12 protein-coding genes and 5 pseudogenes are annotated in these 21,351 nt (G+C 61.2%); 15 read left to right on the forward strand and 2 right to left on the reverse strand.

Annotated features, from left to right (window positions below):
- The first annotated feature begins 9 nt into the window (after positions 1–9).
- The gene (locus LJU32_14005) at positions 10–453 is read left to right on the forward strand and encodes an Hsp20 family protein (GenBank protein WKV86981.1); all 444 of its coding nucleotides are present in this window, start codon (positions 10–12) and stop codon (positions 451–453) included.
- 49 nt (positions 454–502) lie between these two features.
- Here LJU32_14005 and LJU32_14010 read toward each other — a convergent pair.
- A pseudogene (locus tag LJU32_14010) lies at positions 503–3,780 on the reverse strand (PAS domain S-box protein).
- Positions 3,781–3,843: 63 nt separating this feature from the next.
- Complete coding sequence (locus LJU32_14015; protein ID WKV86982.1) at positions 3,844–4,734, reverse strand: LysR family transcriptional regulator; 891 nt, start codon at positions 4,732–4,734, stop codon at positions 3,844–3,846.
- Positions 4,735–4,873: 139 nt separating this feature from the next.
- Here LJU32_14015 and leuC point away from each other — a divergent pair.
- From leuC to purF, 14 genes and pseudogenes are all read left to right on the forward strand, one after another.
- Positions 4,874–6,303 (forward strand): annotated as a pseudogene (leuC, locus tag LJU32_14020) (3-isopropylmalate dehydratase large subunit).
- 2 nt (positions 6,304–6,305) lie between these two features.
- Complete coding sequence (gene leuD / locus LJU32_14025) at positions 6,306–6,950, forward strand: 3-isopropylmalate dehydratase small subunit (protein ID WKV86983.1); 645 nt, start codon at positions 6,306–6,308, stop codon at positions 6,948–6,950.
- A 132-nt stretch (positions 6,951–7,082) separates the two neighbouring features.
- On the forward strand, positions 7,083–7,850 hold the full coding sequence (locus LJU32_14030; protein ID WKV86984.1) for a methyltransferase domain-containing protein: 768 nt from the start codon (positions 7,083–7,085) through the stop codon (positions 7,848–7,850).
- A gap of 55 nt (positions 7,851–7,905) precedes the next feature.
- Entirely contained in the window at positions 7,906–8,988 is a 1,083-nt protein-coding gene (gene leuB, locus LJU32_14035; GenBank protein ID WKV86985.1) for a 3-isopropylmalate dehydrogenase, read from the forward strand.
- A 66-nt stretch (positions 8,989–9,054) separates the two neighbouring features.
- On the forward strand, positions 9,055–10,167 hold the full coding sequence (gene asd, locus LJU32_14040) for an aspartate-semialdehyde dehydrogenase (protein WKV86986.1): 1,113 nt from the start codon (positions 9,055–9,057) through the stop codon (positions 10,165–10,167).
- Between the two features lie 245 nt (positions 10,168–10,412).
- Positions 10,413–11,423: an aspartate-semialdehyde dehydrogenase gene (locus LJU32_14045; protein ID WKV86987.1), complete on the forward strand. Its 1,011-nt coding sequence runs from the start codon at positions 10,413–10,415 to the stop codon at positions 11,421–11,423.
- A 207-nt stretch (positions 11,424–11,630) separates the two neighbouring features.
- A pseudogene (locus LJU32_14050) lies at positions 11,631–14,287 on the forward strand (peptidoglycan-binding protein).
- A gap of 262 nt (positions 14,288–14,549) precedes the next feature.
- Positions 14,550–15,372 (forward strand): annotated as a pseudogene (truA, locus tag LJU32_14055) (tRNA pseudouridine(38-40) synthase TruA).
- A 64-nt stretch (positions 15,373–15,436) separates the two neighbouring features.
- The gene (locus LJU32_14060; protein ID WKV86988.1) at positions 15,437–16,069 is read left to right on the forward strand and encodes a phosphoribosylanthranilate isomerase; all 633 of its coding nucleotides are present in this window, start codon (positions 15,437–15,439) and stop codon (positions 16,067–16,069) included.
- Between the two features lie 199 nt (positions 16,070–16,268).
- Positions 16,269–17,189, forward strand: coding sequence for an acetyl-CoA carboxylase, carboxyltransferase subunit beta (accD, locus tag LJU32_14065; protein ID WKV86989.1), 921 nt, complete (start codon positions 16,269–16,271; stop codon positions 17,187–17,189).
- Positions 17,186–18,492: pseudogene (folC, locus tag LJU32_14070) on the forward strand (bifunctional tetrahydrofolate synthase/dihydrofolate synthase). The gene accD and the pseudogene folC overlap by 4 nt, the downstream one beginning before the upstream one ends.
- Entirely contained in the window at positions 18,476–19,144 is a 669-nt protein-coding gene (locus LJU32_14075) for an SPOR domain-containing protein (protein WKV86990.1), read from the forward strand. The pseudogene folC and the gene LJU32_14075 overlap by 17 nt, the downstream one beginning before the upstream one ends.
- 98 nt (positions 19,145–19,242) lie before the next feature.
- Positions 19,243–19,803 (forward strand): CvpA family protein, encoded by a 561-nt coding sequence (locus LJU32_14080; protein ID WKV86991.1) that lies wholly within the window; start codon positions 19,243–19,245, stop codon positions 19,801–19,803.
- 41 nt (positions 19,804–19,844) lie between these two features.
- Positions 19,845–21,350, forward strand: a complete 1,506-nt coding sequence (gene purF / locus LJU32_14085) for an amidophosphoribosyltransferase (GenBank protein WKV86992.1) — start codon at positions 19,845–19,847, stop codon at positions 21,348–21,350.
- Position 21,351: the final 1 nt, after the last annotated feature.

A 21,351-nucleotide genomic window follows, 5' to 3' on the forward strand; every position in this document is an offset into this window, starting at 1 on the left:
ATTTGAATCATGAGTACTGCATTTTCTCTCGCGCCACTGTTCCGTTCCTCGGTAGGTTTCGACCGTTTCAACGACCTGTTCGAAACCGCCCTGCGCAACGAGCCAGGCAGCAGCTACCCACCTTACAACGTCGAAAAACACGGTGATGACCAATACCGTATCGTCGTTGCGGCCGCCGGTTTCCAGGAAGAAGACCTGGACCTGCAAGTCGAGAAGGGTGTGCTGACCATCAGTGGCGGCAAGCGTGACACTGACGAGAGCGTCACGTTCTTGCATCAAGGCATCGCCCAGCGAGCCTTCAAGCTGTCGTTCCGTCTGGCCGATCACATCGAGATCAAGGACGCTGCCCTGCGCAACGGCCTGCTGAGCATTGACCTGCTCCGTGTGATCCCGGAAGAAGCGAAAGCCAAGCGCATCCCGATCAATGGAGCGCAGCAGCCCGTTCTGCAATAACCCCAGGGCAACAAAAAGGGCGCCAGCGATGGCGCCCTTTTTGCGTCCGCTATTCGAGCAGTTTCTTCAGATCCTCCAGCGCCACCGGCCGGCTGTGCAAATAGCCCTGATACAAATGGCAGTCCAACCCCTGCAAAAATGCCAACTGCTCCGGCGTCTCCACGCCTTCGGCAATCACTTCCAGCTCGAGGCTGCGGGCCATCGCGACAATTGCGCGAATGATCTCCGCGACATTGGAGTCGGTGGTCGCATCGCGGATAAACGACTGGTCGATTTTCAGCGTGTCGACCGGCAGCCGTTTCAGGTACGTCAGTGATGAATAACCGGTGCCGAAATCGTCCATGGCGAAACTCACGCCGAGCTTTTTCAAGCGGCGCATTTTGCTGATGGTGTCGTCCAGATTCTGAATGACGATGCCTTCGGTGATCTCCAGTTTCAGCAGCGAGCAGGGCAGGCCGTGGCTGGTCATGCTGTGTTCGATGCGTTCGACGAAATCGTTCTGACGGAACTGCCGCGGGCTGATGTTCACGCACAGGCTGAAGTTGTGCGGGTCGACGAGTTTCAGTGCGATCAATTGTTTGAAGGCGTTGCAGGCTTCATCGAGGATCCACGTGCCGACTTCGAGGATCAGACCGCTGTCTTCCAGCACTTTGATGAATTCAGTAGGCGATTGCGCGCCGAGTTCGGGATGGTTCCAGCGCACCAGGGCTTCGGCGCCAATGATGCGGTTGTCGCGGGCATCGACTTGCGGCTGAAAGTGCACGTTGAACTCGCCGCGTGATAGCGCCAGGCGCAGATCGGTCTCCATGCGCAAGCGTTCGCTGGCCGCTTTCTGCATGGTGTTGTGATACATCTGCGTGGTGTTGCGCCCGGAATCCTTGGCCCGGTACAGGGCGATGTCGGCGCGTTTGAGCAGGTCGGTCGGCGTCGAGCCATGATCGGGAATCAGCGCGACGCCAATGCTCGGCGTCACTTGCAGGCGCTGGCCATCGAGGAACATCGGCTCCGAAAGCAATTCGCGAATGGTGTCGGCCAAGGCACGTACTTGCTCGCTGACCTCACTGCGCGAACCTTCGAGGCCGCTGAGCAACACCACGAATTCATCGCCACCGAGGCGTGCCACCGTGTCTTCCATGCGCACGCTGGCTTCGAGCCGCGCGGTGATGATTTTCAGCACGGTGTCGCCGACCGGGTGGCCAAGGGAATCGTTGATGTGCTTGAAGTGATCGAGGTCGAGAAACAGCAAGGCGCCGCGCAGATTGTGGCGCTTGAGCAGGGCGATCTGCTGACTCAGGCGATCCATCAGCAGGGCGCGGTTGGGCAGGTTGGTCAGCGGGTCATGATAGGCCAGGTGACGTATCTGTGCTTCGGCGTTCTTCAACAGGCTGACGTCGCGCGCGGTCAACAGCAGGCACGCGGTTTCATTGAGGGTGATTGGCTCGACCGAGACCTCGACAGTGAGCAATTCGCCGCGCTTGTTGCGCCCGAGCATCTCCTGATGATGCACGCGGCCCTTGATCTGCAGTTCGGCGAGAAGCGTCGAGCGCTGCTTTTCTTCGGCCCAGATGCCTACTTGGTAAACGGTTTTACCCACCACTTCGTCGGCGCGGTAGCCGGTGAGGCGACAAAAGCCGTCGTTGACCTCTAGATAACGCCCGGTGTCGCGCTCGGTGATGGTGATGGCGTCGGGGCTGGAGTGAAACGCCTTGGCGAATTTTTCTTCGCTGGCCTTAAGCGCCGCTTCCGAGCGCTGTTGCTGGGTGATGTCGCGCAGGGTGGTGACGATGCACGGCTGGTCGCCGACGCTGATCTGCCGACTGGAAATCACGCAGGTCAGCGACTGGCCGTCCTTGTGCTGGACGAGAATGGCCACGTTACTCAGGCCTTGTTCGCGAATCACCCGTTCGATGCGTTGCAGGCTTTTCGCCGAGGCGTCCCACAGGCCGATTTCCTCGGCGGTGTGGCCGATCACATCGGCGGCGCTCCAGCCAAAGGTTTGGCTGAAGCTCGAATTGATCTCGATGAACTCCCCGGTTTCCTGGCGCGTCACGCAGATCGGATCGGGGCTGACCTGGAACAGCGTGGCGAATTTTTCTTCCGATGCCACCAGCCGCTGCTCCCGCTCGACCTGATCGGTGATGTCCAGCAGCGTGCCGGCCATGCGCAGCGGCGCGCCGTTGTCGTCGCGGTACAGGCGGGCGCGGCTTTCCAGATAGCGCGAGCTGCCGTCGGGCAATTGCACGCGATAGGTCAGTTGATAATTGCCGGCGGGGCCCTCGCGCAGGCTGCGGTAGGCGTCGCGCATAGTGTCGCGCTCCTCGCCCGGCACGCCTTCGAAAAACTCCTCGAATGATTCATGGAATGGAATCGGCTCCAGCCCGTGCAATTGCGCAGCGCGCGCCGAGCCGTAAAGCATGCCGCTGGGGATGTGCCAGTCCCAGGTGCCAAGTTGTGCTGAATCCAGCGCCAGGTCGAGGCGTTCCTGGCTGTCCTTCAAGGCCAGTTCGGCGGCTTTGCGTTCGGTGGTGTCGAGGAACGTGCTGAGCAGATAGGGCTGGCCTTCGAGCTCGACTTTTTGCGCGCTGAGGATGCCGTCGTGGACCTGGCCATTGCTGGCGCGGAACTGCACTTCCATGCTGATCAGTTCGCCCTTGGCCTTGGTTTTTTCACCAGTTCGGCACGTTGCTCGGGGTGCACCCACAAGCCCAGTTCCAGGGTGGTGCGGCCGATCGCGCTTTGCACCGGCCAGCCGAACAGGCTTTCGAAATACTGATTGGCCTCGCTGATCAGGCCGTCCTCCTGCCGGGTCAGCAGCACCATGTTCGGGCACAGGTGGAAAAGTGTAGCGAAACGTTTCTCCGAGCTGCTCAGGGCCTGCTCGCGCTGGCGTTGGTGGGTGATTTCGCGAATCACCCCGATCATTCGGGGCCGACCGTTCTTGTCCGGCAACAGGCTGCCGCTGATCTCCAGCCAGTGCAGGCTGCCGTCGGGCCAGCGAATGCGGTGATGCATCGCCTGCTCCAACGGGGCGCCGGCGATCACTGCGTGGAACGCGCGCACGGTTTTCGCGCGGTCTTCCGGCGGCAGCAGGTCGAGGTATTCCAGGTCGGCGGGCAACGGCTGCCGTGGATCGAAACCGAACAACGCCTGGGTGCCCCGCGACCAGCTGATCTGGCCGCGCTCGATGTCCCAATACCACGCGCCGAGCCGCGCGCCGTTGAGTGCAGCGAGCAGTTGCGGCGCGCTTTCCCAGCTCTGCTCGGAATGGCGCGGATCGACGGCCTGGATTCGCGGCATCGGCGGAGTTCGGTCAACGGATTTCGGCATTGTCAGCGGGCCTTGAGCTGAGTGGCGTTAGGCACAGGAGCGGCTCTATAGAAGTAGCACAAGTCAGGCCGGGATCCCTGGCCGATCGATTTGTGCATCCAGCAGGGCCATGAAGGCTCTAGCTGCATTCGATAGCGTCCGTTCGGTGTGCAAGATATAGCCTAGCTGGCGAGTGAGCTGTATGCCCGGCAATGCGATGCTTGCCACTTGTTCGTCGAGCATGGTGCGCGGCAGCACGCTCCAGGCCAGGCCAATGGAGACCATCATCTTGATGGTTTCCAGATAGTTGGTGCTCATGGCGATGTTCGGCGTGAGGCCTTGGGCTTCGAACAAACGCTGGACGATATGATGAGTAAAGGTGTTGCCGCCGGGGAAAACCGCCGGATGACCGGCAATGTCCGCCAGACTGACGACGCCGTTATTGATCAGCGAGTGCTCCGGGGCGACGACGAAATCCAGCGGGTCGTCCCATACCGGCGTGGCTTTGACCAGGGTGTGTGGCTCTGGCGCGAGGGTGATGACCGCCAGTTCGGCGCGGCCGTGGAGAATTTCCTCGTAGGCCACTTCCGAATCAAGGAACTGAATATCCAGCGCAACCTGTGGGTAGCGGCGGGTGAACTCTCTTAATAGAGGCGGCAAGCGGTGCAGGCCGATGTGGTGACTGGTGGCCAGCGTCAGGCGACCGCTGACCTCACCGGTCAGGTTGGTCAGGGCGCGGCGGGTGTCGTCGAGCACATTGAGAATCTGATAAGCCCGTGGCAGCAGGGCACGACCGGCCTCGGTCAGGCCTACTTCGCGACCCAGTCGGTCGAACAGCCGCACCTTCAATTGCTGCTCAAGCCCGGCGATGCGCTTGCTGATCGCCGGTTGGGTCAGATGAAGGCGTTCGCCAGCGCCGGAAAAACTGCCGGTCTCGGCGATGGCAATAAAAGCGTTGAGGTTAGCCAAGTCCATGTCGCATTCCAGTTGGTTATCCAAAGCATAAAAAATATGAATTTGAGTTATTTAATCTAACCCCATAGGATCGGCCTCACAAGCCAAAGGGTTATTGATAAGCCCAGGGCATAGAAACAAGCTGATGAGGAACCGTCTGATGGCCGGCAAAACGCTCTACGACAAGCTCTGGGATTCGCATTTGGTCAAGCAGCGCGACGATGGCTCGGCGCTGATCTACATCGATCGTCACATCATCCACGAAGTGACTTCGCCGCAAGCCTTCGAAGGCCTGCGCCTGGCCGGGCGCAAGCCTTGGCGCATCGATGCCAACATTGCGACCCCGGACCACAACGTACCGACCACTCCGGAGCGCAAGGGCGGTATCGAAGCCATTGCCGACCAGGTCTCGCGTTTGCAGGTGCAGACCCTCGATGACAATTGCGATGAATACGGCATCGTCGAATTCAAGATGAACGACGTGCGTCAGGGTATCGTTCACGTGATCAGCCCGGAGCAGGGTGCGACCTTGCCGGGCATGACCGTGGTCTGCGGTGACTCGCACACTTCGACCCACGGCGCATTCGGTGCATTGGCCCACGGCATCGGCACCTCCGAGGTCGAGCACGTGCTCGCCACCCAGTGCCTCGTCGCCAAGAAAATGAAAAACATGCTGGTGCGCGTCGAAGGCCAGTTGCCGTTCGGCGTGACCGCCAAGGACATCGTCCTTGCGGTGATCGGCAAGATCGGCACCGCTGGCGGTAATGGCCATGCCATCGAGTTTGCCGGCAGCGCGATCCGCGATCTGTCCGTTGAAGGCCGCATGACCATCTGCAACATGTCCATCGAAGCCGGCGCCCGCGTCGGCCTGGTGGCGGCGGACCAGAAGACCATCGACTACGTCAAAGGTCGTCCATTCGCGCCGAAAGGCGAGCAGTGGGACATGGCCGTCGAAGCCTGGAAAGACCTGGTTTCCGACGCCGATGCCAAGTTCGACACGGTGGTCGAGCTCGACGCCGCGCAGATCAAGCCGCAAGTCAGCTGGGGCACTTCCCTGAGATGGTGTTGGCTGTCGATCAGAACGTGCCAGACCCGGCCAAGGAAATGGATCTGGTCAAGCGCGACTCGATCGTCCGCGCCTTGAAATACATGGGGCTGACCGCCAATCAGGCGATCACCGACATTCAGCTTGATCGCGTGTTCATTGGTTCCTGCACCAACTCGCGCATCGAAGACTTGCGCGCCGCTGCGGTGATCGCCAAGGGCCGCAAGGTGGCCTCGACCATCAAGCAGGCGATCGTCGTGCCGGGCTCAGGTCTGGTCAAGGCGCAGGCCGAAGCCGAAGGGCTCGACAAGATTTTCCTCGAGGCCGGTTTCGAATGGCGCGAGCCGGGCTGCTCGATGTGCCTGGCGATGAACCCGGACCGTTTGGAGTCCGGCGAGCATTGCGCCTCGACTTCCAACCGTAACTTCGAAGGCCGTCAGGGCGCCGGTGGCCGTACCCACCTGGTCAGCCCGGCCATGGCGGCGGCAGCAGCGGTGAACGGCCGTTTCATCGATGTTCGTGAATTGATCCAAGGAGCACAGTAAAGATGAAGGCATTTACTCAGCACACGGGTCTTGTCGCGCCTCTGGATCGTGCCAACGTCGACACCGATCAGATCATTCCCAAGCAGTTCTTGAAGTCGATCAAGCGCACCGGTTTCGGTCCGAACCTGTTCGACGAGTGGCGTTATCTGGATGTCGGCCAGCCATATCAGGACAACTCCAAGCGTCCGTTGAACAAGGATTTCGTCCTCAACGCCGAGCGTTATCAGGGTGCCAGCGTATTGCTCGCCCGCGAGAACTTCGGCTGCGGCTCGAGCCGTGAACACGCGCCGTGGGCGCTGGAAGAGTACGGTTTCCGTAGCATCATTGCGCCGAGTTACGCCGACATCTTCTTCAACAACAGTTTCAAGAACGGCCTGCTGCCGATCATTCTCAGCGATGCAGAAGTTGATGAACTGTTTAAGCAGGTTGAAGCCGAGCCGGGTTATCAATTGCAGATCGACTTGCAGGCGCAGACCGTGACCCGCCCTGATGGCAAGGTGTATGGCTTCGAAATCGACGCGTTCCGCAAGCACTGCCTGCTCAATGGTCTGGACGATATCGGCCTGACCTTGCAGGACGGCGACGCGATTGCGACGTTCGAGGCAAAACATCGGGTTAGCCAGCCGTGGTTGTTCCGCGACGCCTGATTCGAGATTGATGTAGTCAAGGCGGGCCCCTTCGCGAGCAGGCTCGCTCCCACCTTGGAATGCATTCCCCTGTGGGAGCGAGCCTGCTCGCGAAGACGGCAGCCCAAACAACATAGATACCAGGATGTGACCATGACCAGCACCGCCCAACACACTCAGGTCGTCCAGAAGCAATTCGGCGATCAGGCCGCCGCTTACCTGAGCAGCGCCGTTCACGCCCAAGGCAGTGAATTCGCACTGCTGCAGGCTGAGCTGGCCGGGCAGGGCGGTGCGCGGGTGCTGGATCTGGGTTGTGGTGCCGGTCACGTCAGCTTTCATGTTGCACCGCTGGTCAGGGAAGTGGTGGCTTACGACCTGTCGCAACAAATGCTCGACGTGGTTGCCGGCGCTGCCGTCGATCGCGGCTTGAGCAACATCACTACCGTCAACGGTGCTGCCGAGCGCTTGCCGTTCGCCGATGGCGAGTTCGATTTCGTGTTCAGCCGCTATTCGGCGCATCACTGGAGCGACCTTGGCCTGGCGTTGCGCGAAGTACGTCGGGTGCTGAAGCCAGGTGGCGTGGCAGCGTTCGTTGATGTGTTGTCACCGGGCAGTCCATTGTTCGACACTTACCTGCAAAGCGTTGAAGTGCTGCGCGACACCAGCCACGTGCGCGACTACTCCGCCGCCGAGTGGCTGCGCCAGGTCAGCGAGGCCGGTCTGCATGTGCGCAGCACCACGCGTCAGCGCCTGCGTCTGGAGTACGGCAGCTGGGTCGAGCGCATGCGCACGCCAGAAGTGATGCGCGCGGCGATCCGCCAGTTGCAGCAGTCGATGGGCAACGAAGTGCGTGAGTATTTTGAGATAGATGCCGACGGCTCGTTCAGTACCGATGTGATCGTACTGATGGCCGAGCGATAAGAATTTTTCCCGGCGCGCCGTTCAGTGGCGTACCGCTTGAAGACACGAGGAACGCATGAGCAAGCAGATTCTGATTCTCCCGGGTGACGGCATTGGTCCGGAAATCATGGCCGAAGCGGTCAAGGTGCTGGAATTGGCCAATGACAAGTACAGCCTGGGCTTCGAGCTGAGCCACGACGTGATCGGTGGCGCGGCCATCGACAAGCACGGCGTGCCGCTGGCCGACGAAACCCTCGATCATGCACGGGCTGCCGACGCCGTACTGCTGGGCGCTGTCGGTGGGCCGAAATGGGACACCATCGAGCGTGATATCCGCCCTGAACGCGGTCTGCTGAAAATCCGTGCGCAACTGGGCCTGTTCGGCAACCTGCGCCCGGCGATCCTCTATCCGCAACTGGCCGACGCGTCGAGCCTGAAACCGGAAATCGTTGCCGGTCTGGACATCCTCATCGTCCGTGAGCTGACCGGCGGCATTTACTTCGGCGCGCCGCGTGGCACCCGTACGCTGGACAACGGCGAGCGTCAGTCCTACGACACCCTGCCGTACAGCGAAAGCGAAATCCGCCGCATCGCCCGTGTCGGTTTCGACATGGCCATGGTTCGTAGCAAGAAGCTCTGCTCGGTGGACAAAGCCAATGTGCTGGCATCCAGCCAGTTGTGGCGCGAAGTGGTCGAGCAGGTGGCCAAGGATTACCCGGAAGTCGAACTGAGCCACATGTACGTCGACAACGCCGCCATGCAACTGGTGCGTGCACCCAAGCAGTTCGACGTGATCGTCACCGACAACATGTTCGGCGACATCCTCTCCGACGAAGCGTCGATGCTCACCGGTTCGATCGGCATGCTGCCGTCGGCCTCGCTGGATTCCAACAACAAGGGCATGTACGAGCCGTGCCACGGTTCGGCGCCGGACATCGCTGGCAAAGGTATCGCCAACCCGCTGGCGACGATCCTGTCGGTATCGATGATGCTGCGTTACAGCTTCAATCTGCACGACGCTGCCGATGCCATCGAAAAAGCGGTCAGTGTGGTGCTCGATCAGGGCTTGCGCACCGGCGACATCTACTCGGCCGGTTGTACCAAAGTCGGTACGCAGGAAATGGGCGACGCAGTAGTCGCCGCGCTGCGGAATCTGTAATCTCTCGGGCCCGCTGCGAAATTCAATACAAAGCAGCGGCCCACTTTTCAAGAAGGTGTAGTTGCGATGAAACGTGTAGGTCTGATCGGTTGGCGCGGGATGGTCGGTTCCGTGCTCATGCAGCGGATGCTGGAAGAGCAGGATTTCGATCTTATCGAGCCGGTGTTTTTCACCACGTCCAATGTCGGTGGCCAAGGCCCGTCCGTGGGCAAGGACATTGCTCCGCTCAAGGACGCTTACAGCATTGACGAGCTGAAGACCCTCGACGTGATCCTGACCTGCCAGGGCGGCGACTACACCAGCGAAGTATTCCCCAAGCTGCGCGAAGCCGGCTGGCAGGGTTACTGGATCGACGCGGCGTCGAGCCTGCGCATGAACGATGACGCGGTGATCATTCTCGACCCGGTCAACCGCAAGGTCATCGACCAGCAGCTGGACGCGGGCACCAAGAACTACATCGGCGGCAACTGCACCGTCAGCCTGATGCTGATGGGTCTGGGCGGTCTGTTCGAGGCCGGTCTGGTCGAATGGATGAGCGCCATGACCTATCAGGCGGCCTCCGGTGCCGGCGCGCAGAACATGCGTGAACTGATCAAGCAGATGGGCGCGACCCACGCCGCTGTCGCCGATCAACTGGCCGACCCGGCCAGCGCGATCCTCGACATCGACCGTCGCGTGGCCGAAGCCATGCGCAGCGACGCGTACCCGACCGAAAACTTCGGTGTACCGCTGGCCGGCAGCCTGATCCCGTGGATCGACAAGGAACTGCCGAACGGCCAGAGCCGCGAAGAGTGGAAGGCCCAGGCCGAGACCAACAAGATCCTCGGTCGCTTCAAGAGCCCGATCCCGGTTGACGGTATCTGCGTGCGCATCGGCGCCATGCGCTGCCACAGCCAGGCGCTGACCATCAAGCTGAACAAAGACGTACCGATCGCCGATATCGAAGGGCTGATCAGCCAGCACAACCCGTGGGTCAAGCTGGTACCGAACAACCGCGAGATCAGCATGCAGGAGCTGAGCCCGACCAAGGTCACCGGCACCCTGAATGTACCGGTCGGTCGTCTGCGCAAGCTGAACATGGGTTCGCAATTCGTCGGCGCCTTCACCGTCGGCGACCAACTGCTGTGGGGCGCGGCCGAACCGCTGCGCCGCATGCTGCGGATCCTGCTGGAGCGTTGATCGCTTGAAGCAATGAAAGAGCCCGTGCCTTGTGAGAGGTGCGGGTTTTTTTATGCGCAATGATCGTTCCCATGCTCCGCGTGGGAATGCATCCCGGGACGCTCTGCGTCCTTCCGAAGCAGAACGCGGAGCGTCCGTTGAGGCATTCCCACGCAGAGCGTGGGAACGATCGGTACGGGCAGAAATTGCCTGTGCGCCACCCACCCGGTAAAGTGCCGCTCCCCCGTTTTGCCAGAGGTAGCTCCATGACCCAGACTTTCGATATCGCCGTTATCGGCGCCACCGGTACTGTCGGCGAAACCCTCGTACAGATTCTCGAAGAGCGCGACTTCCCGGTCGGCAATCTGCACCTGCTGGCCAGCAGCGAATCGGCCGGCAGCTCGGTACTGTTCCGCAACAAAAACGTCCGCGTGCGCGAGGTCGACGAGTTCGATTTCAGCAAGGTCAGACTGGTGTTCTTCGCCGCTGGCGCTGCGGTGTCGCTGAGCTACGCCGCTCGCGCCCATGCTGCCGGTTGCTCGTTGATCGACCTGTCTGGCGCCTTGCCTGCCGATCAGGCGCCACAAGTGGTGCCCGAGGCCAATGCCGATATTCTCGCCAGTCTGAAAAGCCCGTTCCAGGTCAGCAGCCCAAGCCCGTCGGCCACTACGCTTGCCGTGGTGCTGGCGCCGTTGCTCGATCTGCTCGATCTGCAATACGTCAACGTCACCGCCAACCTGGCCGTTTCTGCGCAAGGTCGCGAAGCGGTCACCGAGCTCGCGCGGCAGACTGCCGAGCTGCTGAACATGCGCCCGCTGGAGCCGACCTTCTTTGATCGGCAGATGGCCTTCAACCTGCTGGCGCAAGTCGGTACGCCTGATGCGCAAGGCCACACGCTGCTGGAAAAACGATTGGTTCGAGAGCTGCGCCAGGTCCTGGCAAAACCTTTATTGAAGATTTCTGCCACTTGCGTTCAAGCCCCGGTGTTTTTTGGCGATAGCTTTAGCGTGACCTTGCAGTCAGGCAGCGCTGTTGACCTGGAAAAGGTCAACGCCGCGCTCGAGGCTGCACCGGGCATCGAGCTGGTCGAGGCCGGCGATTATCCGACCGCGGTCGGCGATGCGGTGGGGCAGGACGTGGTCTATGTCGGCCGCGTGCGCAGTGGTGTCGACGACCCGGCGGAACTAAATCTTTGGCTGACGTCAGATAACGTACGCAAAGGCGCGGCGCTCAATGCCGTGCAACTGGCTGAGTTGTTGATAAAAGACCTGCTGTAAAAGATACTTGGCAACAATTTGTCGACTGATTCTAGGTGAGCGCTATGCTTGCCCGAAGCGCGTCGATGACGAGTCACCCTCCGGGACTTTCCGGGCAGCACCGAAATGATCGCGCGCGGCGACCCCGTCGTCGCGCGCAATGCCTTACGGCAGCGGTATTCAAAAGCTTCTCGCTGGCCGAGGAACGTTCAAACAAAGGATGAGGCTATGGTTCAAGTTCGCAAACTGGTGTTAGCAATAGCGGCCGCCTCGGCGCTGTCCTCCGGTATGGCGCATGCCCTCGGGCTCGGGGAGCTGACCCTGAAGTCGACCCTGAACCAGCCGTTGGTGGCTGAAATCGAGCTGCTCGACGTCAAGGATCTCACCGCCGCCGAGGTGGTGCCGAGCCTGGCTTCCCCTGAAGACTTCGCCAAGGCTGGCGTCGATCGGCAGGCCTTTCTCAATGATCTGACGTTCACCCCGGTACTCAACGCCAGCGGCAAAAGCGTGTTGCGCGTAACCTCGAGCCAACCGCTGTCGGAACCGATGGTGAAGTTCCTCGTGCAGGTGATGTGGCCCAATGGCCGCCTGCTGCGTGATTACAGCGTGCTGCTCGATCCGTCGAAATTCTCGCCGCAGACCGCAGACGCCGCCGCGCAACCGGCGCCGTCGCAGACCATCACTGCGCCAACCACTGGCGCCACCCATCGCAATCAATACACCACCACGCCGCGCGACACCCTGTGGGAAATCGCCGCGAAGGCGCGCAACGGTGGCTCGGTGCAGCAGACCATGCTGGCGATTCAGGCGCTCAATCCGAATGCCTTTATCGACGGCAACATCAACCGTCTGAAAACCGGCCAGGTGCTGCGTCTGCCCGATCCGGTACAAAGCACGGCGCTGCCGCAATCGGCGGCCATCGCTGAAGTGGCGGCGCAGAACGAAGCCTGGCGTCAGGGCCGTCGTTACACGGCCAAGCCTGGCACCGGTCAGCAGCAGCTGGATGCGACCAATCGTGGTCGTGGCAATGCTGGTGCAGCGGCCAACACACAGGACAATCTGAGCCTGGTCTCGGCGGAAAGCGCCAAGCCCGGTGCGAAAGGCCCGGCGGGCGACGCCAAGGCGCTGAGCAACAAACTGGCGATCACCCAGGAAAACCTCGACACGACCCGTCGTGACAACGAGGAACTGAAAAGCCGCATGGCTGATCTGCAGAGCCAACTGGACAAGCTGCAAAAGCTGATCGAGCTGAAGAACAATCAACTGGCGAAGATGCAGGCCGACGGCGCCGGCGCTGCGCCTGGCGCCACTGCTGCTGTGCCGCCGGTGCCGGCGATCACTGCCGAACTGGCCGCAACACCGCCAGCCACCCCGGCCGACGCCGCAGCGGCTTCCCGACTCCAGAGTCGGCCATCGCGCCGCCAGCGGAAACCCCGGTTGAGCCAGTCGTCGAGCCGGTGGTCGAAACCACGCCTGCTGCCGCCGATGACGATAAAGCCTTCAATGAACTGCTGACCAATCCGATCCTGCTCGGCCTGATCGGCGGCGGTGCGGTGGTTCTGCTGCTTCTGCTGTTGCTGCTGGCGCGCCGTCGCAAAGCCCAGCAGGAAGCCGAAAAGCACCTGCGCATGGCCCGCGCTCTGGCTGAAGAGCAAGAGTTCTCCGCTGAGCAGGATCTGCCGGAAAGCAGCTTCTCTGGCCTGGAAACCCCGGCAGCCAGCGTCAAACTCAACACGCCAGCTCCGGCACCTGCGCCAGCCCCTGCACCGGTCGTCACTCCGGTGGTGATGGCTGCGCCGATTGCCGCACCTCTGGTGGCTCCGGCCGGCGAGCGCTCTGATGATGTGCTCGACAAAGCGCAATCGCACATCAACGCCGGCCGCCTTAATCAGGCCGCCGCGCTGCTGGAAGAGGGCGTCAGCCTTGAGCCGGAACGCAGCGATCTGCGCCTGAAACTGATGGAAGTCTACGGCCAGCAGGGCGACCGCGATGCGTTCGTCGCGCAGGAGCGTCAACTTGTGGCTAATGGCGATAACTTCGCCAAGGTCGAAGCACTGAAAAGCCGCTTCCCGGCCATGGCCGTGGTTGCTGCCGGTGGGCTGGCGGCTGCCGCCGTCGCTGCCGAGCTGGACGCACAGTACGTCAAGGAACTGCTGCAAGACGAGCCGCAAGCGCCCGAGACCGCCGCTGACGACCTCGACACCGCGTTCGATTTGAGCCTGGACGACCTCGACAACATCACCCCGGTCGATCCTGCACCAGTGGTCGAGCCAGAAGCGCCGGTCGAGCTCGACGCATTTCCGGCTGAAGACGATCTGAGTTTCGCCTCGGTGCTGCAAGAGCAGACCGAGATGAAAGACAATCTCGACGATCTGTCGGACTTCGATCTGGACATGGATCTCGGCGCCGAACCATCGCCGGCCACGTTGGCTGAAGATGACTTCCTGCTGGATCTGGACGACGGCGTGAAGGACTTGCCACCGGTCGAGACGCCGGTAGTTGCTGACGTCCCGCAGGACGATCTGGAACTCCCAGCCGATTTCGACCTGTCGCTGGCGGACGAAATGGACAGCAACCCCGCTGCTGAGCCGGATGCCTTCGCGGCCGAGCTGGACGACGTCAATGCCGAGCTGGATCGCCTGTCGCAAAGCATGGCCGAGCCGAGCTTCACCGAAGCGGACGCGGCGATGGGTGACGATCTGGGCGAAGACGATTTCGACTTCCTCGCCGGCACCGACGAAGCAGCGACCAAACTCGATCTGGCCCAGGCCTACATCGACATGGGCGACGCCGACGGTGCCCGTGACATCCTCAACGAAGTGTTGACCGAGGGTGACGAGAAGCAGCGGGGCGAGGCCAAGGAAATGCTTTCCAACCTGGCGTAAGTTCAGCGGTAAACAACAAGCGGCAGCCCTGTGGGGCTGCCGTTTTTGTTAGTGCCGAATTCTGTGGTGTCTGATCGATTGCTTTCGCGAGCAGGCTCGCTCCCACAGGGGGCATTGCAAATGTGGCAGCGAGCTTGCTCGCCAAGGGGCGGTACTGCCGATAGAGAACTCTGGCATCCCCAGCCCACCGCCTTATAATGCCCGCCTTTGCAAATCAGCAGGCTGTCCCACCTTGGCAAACATAGATAACCCGGTCGCCGAAATGGCGCCCGACGGCTTTTACCGCGTCGCGCTGGGCGTTGAGTACAAAGGCTCGCGTTACAGCGGCTGGCAACGGCAGCTGACCGGAGTGGCGACTGTGCAGGAAGAGCTTGAAAAAGCCCTGTCGAAAGTCGCCAATTCGCCGGTTTCCTGCAATGCGCCGGGCGTACCGACGCCGGCGTGCATGCCTGCGGCCAAGTGGTGCACTTTGACACCCAGGTTGATCGCTCGCTGAAAGCCTGGGTCATGGGCGCCAACATCAATCTGCCCCACGACATCAGCGTCAGTTGGGCCAGGGTCATGCCGGCGCATTTTCATGCGCGCTTCAAGGCCATCGCCCGGCGTTATCGCTATGTGATCTACAACGATCAGATTCGCCCGGCGCACCTCAACGAAGAAATCACCTGGAATCACCGCCCGCTCGACGCCGAGCGTATGGCCGAGGCCGCGCAGTACCTGATCGGTACCCACGACTTCAGCGCGTTCCGGGCTGGTCAGTGCCAGGCCAAGTCGCCGATCAAAAGATGCATCACCTGCGCGTGACCCGACACGGCAAGATGATCGTGCTCGACGTTCGTGCCAACGCGTTCCTGCATCACATGGTGCGCAATATTGCCGGTGTGCTGATGACCATCGGTGCCGGTGAGCGCCCGGTGGAGTGGATGAAAGAAGTGCTGGAGAGTCGCGAGCGTCGCTCCGGCGGGGTGACGGCGCATCCGTACGGGCTGTATCTGGTGCAGGTCGAGTACCACGACGAATTCCCGTTACCCGAGCGCTTTATCGGGCCACATTTCCTTACGGGTTTCTCCGAACTTGACGGCTGACGCCCTCGGACGCTTTTGTTACCATCCGGGACGTTTTCGGATTTTGCCTTGAGGTTTTCCTGACATGTCAGCTGTTCGCAGCAAGATCTGCGGCATTACCCGCATCGAAGATGCGCTGGCGGCCGTCGAAGCCGGCGCCGATGCGATCGGTCTGGTGTTTTACGCCAAGAGCCCACGTGCAGTGAATGTGCAGCAGGCAAGGGCGATCATCAAGGCGTTGCCGCCGTTCGTCACCACCGTGGGGCTGTTCGTCAACGCCAGTCGTTGTGAGCTGGGAGAAATCCTCGATGCGGTGCCGCTTGATCTGCTGCAATTCCATGGCGACGAAAGCGCGGAGGAGTGCGAAGGCTGGCATCGTCCGTACATCAAAGCGCTGCGGGTCAAGGCCGGCGATGACATCGCCGCTGCCTGCGATGCCTTCCCCGGCGCCAGTGGCGTACTGCTCGACACGTATGTCGAAGGGGTGCCTGGCGGAACCGGCGAGGCGTTTGACTGGTCACTGATTCCGCAACACCTGAGCAAGCCGCTGATTCTGGCCGGTGGCCTGACGCCGGAGAACGTTGCTGATGCGGTAGCGCGGGTCAAGCCCTACGCGGTGGATGTCAGCGGCGGGGTAGAAGCAAGCAAAGGCATCAAGGATCACCACAAGATTCGCGCATTCATCAACGCGGTGCGCGGCAATACATCGTCGATGTGACGGCTGGCAGTCTGCCGCCGTCCATCAATGCACTTGCACAAAGCAGGCGCGGCTGAGGGTTGCTGAATCGTACGCAGGTCATGTTCCGCGCTGACCGCGACTGTTCATCAACCATCGCCACACACATGAATTTAGCTCAAGGGCATACGCGGGGCTGCGAACCAGAGCGTTCGGGCCGCCGGTACTGGAGAAAGAAAGCATGAGCAACTGGTTAGTAGACAAACTGATCCCTTCGATCATGCGCTCGGAGGTCAAGAAGAGCTCGGTGCCTGAAGGTCTGTGGCACAAATGCCCATCCTGCGAGGCGGTGTTGTACCGTCCGGAGCTGGAAAAGACCCTGGACGTTTGCCCCAAGTGCAACCACCACATGCGCATCGGCGCACGTGCGCGCATCGACATCTTCCTCGACCCGGAAGGCCGCAATGAACTGGGTGCTGACCTGGAGCCGGTTGACCGTCTGAAATTCCGCGACGGCAAGAAGTACAAGGACCGCCTGGTCGCTGCGCAGAAGCAGACCGGCGAGAAAGATGCGCTGATCTCGGTCAGCGGTACCCTGCTGGGCATGCCGGTAGTGGTTTCGGCATTCGAATTCAACTTCATGGGCGGTTCCATGGGCGCCATCGTCGGTGAGCGCTTCGTTCGCGCTGCCAACTACGCACTGGAAAACCGCTGCCCGATGATCTGCTTCGCCGCCTCCGGTGGTGCACGCATGCAGGAAGCGCTGATCTCGCTGATGCAGATGGCCAAGACCTCGGCCGTGCTGGCGCGCCTGCGTGAAGAAGGCATTCCGTTCATCTCCGTACTGACCGACCCGGTTTACGGCGGCGTTTCCGCCAGTCTGGCGATGCTCGGTGACGTCATCGTTGGCGAACCGAAAGCCCTGATCGGCTTCGCCGGTCCGCGGGTAATCGAGCAGACCGTGCGCGAAAAACTGCCGGAAGGCTTCCAGCGCAGCGAATTCCTGCTGGAGCACGGTGCAATCGACATGATCATTCACCGTCAGGAACTGCGCCCACGTCTGGGTAACCTGCTGGCGCAGATGACTGGCAAGCCGACGCCGAAGTTCGTCGCCGCGCCGATCGAGCCAATCGTGGTGCCGCCGGTGCCTGCCAACGTATGACCCAGCGCACCCTTGGTGAATGGCTCGCCTACCTCGAGCAGTTGCATCCGTCGGCCATCGACATGGGCCTGGAGCGTTCGCAACAGGTAGCGTCCCGCATGGGGCTGGGCCAGCCGGCGCCTCGGGTGATCACGGTCACCGGCACCAACGGCAAGGGTTCGACCTGCGCGTTCGTGGCTTCTTTGCTGCGTGCGCAGGGCCTGAGCGTTGGCGTCTACAATTCTCCGCACCTGTTGCGTTATAACGAGCGGGTGCAACTCAATGGCGTCGAAGCCACTGACGCCCAGCTGTGCGAAGCCTTTGCTGCGGTCGAGGCGGGCCGCGGCGACACTTCCTGACTTACTTCGAAATGGGCACCCTGGCGGCGTTCTGGCTGTTCCAACAGTCCGCGCTTGATGCTGTGGTGCTTGAAGTGGGTCTGGGCGGGCGTCTGGATACCGTCAATGTGGTGGATGCCGACATCGCGCTGGTCACCAGTATTGGTGTCGATCACGCCGATTATTTGGGCAATACCCGCGAATCCGTAGCCTACGAGAAGGCCGGAATCTTCCGCCAGGGCAAGCCTGCTCTGTGTGGCGACCTGAATCCTCCGCAACCGCTGCTCGACAAGGCGCGTGAACTGGCTTGCCCGTTCTTCCTGCGTGGACGCGATTTCGATCTCGGCATCACTGACCAACACTGGCAATGGCGCGGTACCGACGCGCAGGGCCAAGCGGTCGAATTGCGTGATTTGCCACTGCTTGATCTGCCGATGGAAAACGCCGCGCTGGCGCTGCAAGCCTATCTGCTGACAGGTTTGCCGTGGAATGCCGAACAGATTGTCGCGGCGTTGCAGGCGACGCGCGTGGTCGGGCGCCTTGATCGTCGTTCGTTCGAATGGAACGGCAAGCGCCTGAACCTGTTGCTGGATGTTGGTCACAATCCGCATGCCGCTGAATATCTCGCGCGACGTCTGGCTGCGCGGCCGCCGGTTGGCAAGCGTCTGGCGGTGTTCGGGTTGCTGGCGGACAAGGATCTCGATGGTGTTGTTGGCGAATTGAATGCTAGTGTCGCGCATTGGGCTGTCGCGCCGCTGGATTCGCCGCGTGCGCGTCCCGTAGCTGAGCTTGAGGCAGCGCTGCAGAACCTTGGTGCTTCGGTTACGTCCTATGCCAGCGTTGCGGCCGCTCTGGAAGGGCAGTGCGCTGAGGCAACCAGCGACGACGAGATTCTGTTGTTCGGATCATTTTATTGTGTCGCCGAGGCCCTTGAATGGCTGGCCCGGCGCTCCACGGAGGAAGCGGCAAATGGCTTTGCTGGATAAAGCGTACAAGCAGCGCATGGTTGGCGCGCTGGTGCTGGTGGCGCTGGCGGTGATCTTCCTGCCGATGCTGTTTTCCCGTCAGGACGAGCAGCGTCAGGTGGCCGTCGAGGCCCCGGCTGCGCCTCAGCCTTCAGCCATGCCGCAGGTGCAAATGGAACCGGTCGCCGTGCCTGAGCCCCAGGCTTTGCCACAAGAGCCGGTGCCAACGGACGAAGAGGTCGCTGAAGAAGCGGTGCCTGCGGCCCCGGCTGCTTCGGCTGCTCCGGCTGCGCCAGCACCGACCATCCCGGCGCAGATTGCCCGCCCGGCAACGCCGCCACCGGTGGCCAAGCCGATTCCGGCGCCGGCTCAGCCAATCACCTCCGCAACCAGCAAGCCTGACACCACGCAGAGCCGCGTCGATGCCAACGGTCTGTCGGTGAGCTGGTCGGTGCAACTGGCCAGTCTGTCGAGCCGCGCCAGCGCCGAAAGCCTGCAGAAGAACCTGCGCAGCCAGGGTTATAACGCCTACATTCGTTCGGCCGATGGCAAGAATCGGGTGTTCGTCGGTCCGCTGATCGAGCGTGCCGAGGCCGATCGTCTGCGTGATCTGCTGAGCCGTCAACAGAACCTCAAGGGCTTCGTTGTCCGTTTTCAGCCTGAACGTGGCTGAAATCTATCACCTCCATTGAAAAGCACTGACAATCGCAGCTTACCGACAGCCATGCGCTCTGCTAAAATGCGCCGCCTTATCCGTCTGTAGGCTGCACTGTGCCATTTACCTGGGTTGACTGGGCGATCGTTGCAATCATCGCCATCTCCGCATTGATCAGTCTGAGCCGCGGCTTCGTAAAGGAAGCGTTATCGCTGCTGACCTGGATCATCGCAGGAGCCGTTGCCTGGATGTTTGGTGGCTCACTGTCCGAGTACCTCGCCGGATACATCGAAACCCCATCGGCTCGCGTGATCGCGGGCTGTGCCATCATGTTTGTCGCCACACTGATCGTGGGCGCAATGATCAATTATCTTATCGGCGAGCTGGTTCGCGTCACCGGGTTGTCCGGGACCGACCGATTCCTCGGCATGGCCTTCGGCGCAGCGCGTGGCGTGTTGCTGGTGGTCGTGGCGGTCGGGCTGTTGAGCCTGGGGCCGGTACAGCAGGACGGGTGGTGGAAAGAATCACAGCTCGTGCCCAAGTTTCTATTGGTCGCCGACTGGTCCAAAAACCTGATACTCGGGTGGAGCAGTCAGTGGCTTGCCAGCGGAATCAGCGTACCCGCTGAGATTCCGTTCAAGGAGCAGCTCTTGCCGACGGCGAAAACGCCTCAGTGAGTGCTGTTCAGTTCAGATCCATTAAGTAGGGGTTGCGTCGCATGTGTGGCATCGTCGGTATCGTCGGTAAGTCGAACGTCAATCAGGCGCTGTATGACGCGCTAACCGTGCTCCAGCACCGCGGCCAGGACGCTGCCGGTATCGTGACCAGCCATGATGGCCGGTTGTTCCTGCGCAAGGATAATGGCCTGGTGCGTGACGTGTTCCAGCAGCGTCACATGCAGCGTCTGGTCGGCCACATGGGTATCGGACACGTCCGTTACCCGACTGCCGGCAGCTCGACGTCGGCCGAAGCCCAGCCGTTCTACGTCAACTCGCCTTACGGCATCACCTTGGCGCACAACGGTAACCTGACCAACGTTGAACAGTTGGCCAAAGAGATCTACGAATCCGATCTGCGTCACGTCAACACCAGTTCCGACTCGGAAGTGCTGCTCAACGTGTTCGCCCACGAGCTGGCCCAGCGCGGCAAGCTGCAGCCGACCGAAGAAGACGTGTTCGCCGCCGTGACCGATGTGCACAACCGTTGCGTGGGTGGCTACGCCGTCGTTGCGATGATCACCGGTTACGGCATCGTCGGTTTCCGCGATCCGCACGGCATCCGTCCGATCGTGTTCGGCCAGCGTCATACCGACGAAGGCGTCGAGTACATGATTGCCTCGGAAAGCGTTTCGCTGGACGTGCTCGGTTTCACCCTGATCCGCGACCTCGCGCCGGGCGAAGCGGTGTACATCACTGAAGATGGCAAGCTGCACACCCGTCAGTGCGCAACCAGCCCGTCGTTGACTCCGTGCATTTTCGAGCACGTCTACCTGGCGCGTCCGGATTCGATCATCGACGGCGTTTCGGTTTACAAGGCGCGCCTGCGCATGGGTGAGAAGCTTGCCGAGAAGATCCTGCGCGAGCGCCCTGAGCACGACATCGATGTGGTCATCCCGATTCCGGATACCAGCCGTACTGCGGCGCTGGAGCTGGCCAATCACCTGGGTGTGAAATTCCGCGAAGGCTTCGTCAAGAACCGTTACATCGGCCGCACCTTCATCATGCCGGGCCAGGCCGCGCGCAAGAAGTCGGTACGCCAGAAGCTCAACGCCATCGAGCTTGAGTTCCGCGGCAAGAACGTGATGCTGGTCGATGACTCGATCGTGCGCGGCACCACCTGCAAGCAGATCATCCAGATGGCCCGCGAAGCCGGTGCGAAAAACGTCTACTTCTGCTCGGCGGCACCTGCGGTGCGCTTCCCGAACGTCTACGGTATCGACATGCCGAGCGCCCACGAACTGATCGCACACAACCGTTCGACCCAGGACGTGGCTGATCTGATTGGTGCTGACTGGCTGATCTATCAGGACCTGCCTGACTTGATCGAAGCGGTCGGCGGCGGCAAGATCAAAATCGAAAACTTTGATTGCGCCGTATTCGATGGCAAGTACGTGACCGGTGACGTCGACGAGGCTTATCTGGACAAGATCGAGCAGGCGCGCAACGATGCCTCGAAGGTCAAGACCCAGGCAGTCAGTGCGATCATCGATCTGTACAACAACTGAG

This window comes from Pseudomonas sp. B21_DOA, assembly GCA_030544685.1.
Lineage (GTDB): Bacteria > Pseudomonadota > Gammaproteobacteria > Pseudomonadales > Pseudomonadaceae > Aquipseudomonas > Aquipseudomonas fluorescens_AO.